At 41.7% G+C, this 1,204-nt stretch carries 2 protein-coding genes; both read right to left on the bottom strand.

Features of this window, described 5'->3' with window-relative positions:
• Nucleotides 1-456: hypothetical protein (locus A3739_RS05470; RefSeq protein ID WP_156502373.1), on the bottom strand; the 456-nt coding region annotated here is incomplete at its 3' end.
• 81 nt (nt 457-537) lie between these two features.
• Nucleotides 538-1,204: hypothetical protein (locus A3739_RS29430; protein WP_197472080.1), on the bottom strand; the 667-nt coding region annotated here is incomplete at its 5' end.

Raw genomic sequence — 1,204 nt, 5'->3', positions numbered from 1 at the left:
ACCAACTCCAACTTCGTCACTAACTCCCGTAAATGCGTCCACCTCAAGAGCGCCGTTTCCTACCATATCAATTGGTGCAAATAAATCTACTGTACTGACCGCCTCCCTATCACCTTTCGTGCCTATACTGGACTCTTTCTTTTTAACGATTTCTTGCTTTGCTCCAAAATCTAGCTGAGCCTCTTTCGTGACATCTTGGTTATTCGAACTAAATTCATCACCAAGCTTGTGCTCATTGATCAAATGATCAATTAAGTCCTCTTCATTTACTTTATCTTTCTTTACTTCCTCAATTTCTGGTTCAGGAGGTTCTTCTATGGGGGGGCGTTCTTTACGCGCTTCTACTATGCGTGGAGAAACACTAGTCAAGGACAGGTTGATTGCAGTGTACGCGTGTTTTGAGTGGTTTTCTGTTTGAGAAAATGAATAGACTGCAACAAATACAATAGCGTGCAATATAGTACTCAGTAGCACTAATCTAGAAAAAACTTTTTGTTGCTGGTAGTTAGTGCTCATTTAGCGAATTAACTCGACTGCCTATTTAAAGCCCTTGGTATCCTCGTGACTATAGTCTAGCTTTAATCTCTGTAAGCGTACGAAGAGAGCAGCCGTCTCATCACTAGGCATTTCAAACTTTTTAGCAGACTGCAGTGCATTGTACATATAGTCATCAAGCTCTTTATAGCCGCTTCTCTTCTTAAATTTCAATCCGTGAATAAGCCCTTCTTCAGATACAACAAAACTAATCGCGCCATTATAAAATCGTCCATCCCATTCTGGCAGATCCTCGCCATACTCAATTAGATCCTTTATTTGTTCGTACATTGAGTTCACCGTACCGTTAACAATTTGAAATTGCTCTGGGTCCATTTGCTGGGCGACTGCTCTTTGTAAGCTTTTCAGAGCGGATTCGCCGCCCTGTGTCACAACTTGCGTCACTAATTGCCGATCACTTAGCGCCTTCAAAGTCTTGCTGCCTTGTACTAATGCAAAGACGGCCTCATCAGAGAATTCAGTTGGTCCATTCAACCTTTGATGAACCGAGTCGCCTTCCTTGTCAGATAAAGCTTTTGTTCTTTTACTATTATTTTTTAACTGGTCTTTGTTTTTAGCTTGCTCTGCTTTCTTGGCTTGTTCTGCTTTCTTGGCTTGTTCTGCTTTCTTGGCTTGTTCTGCTTTCTTGGCTTGTTCTGCTTTCTTGGCT

This window comes from Oleiphilus sp. HI0067, assembly GCF_001635735.1.
This window is presented reverse-complemented; position numbering and strand designations above follow the sequence as displayed.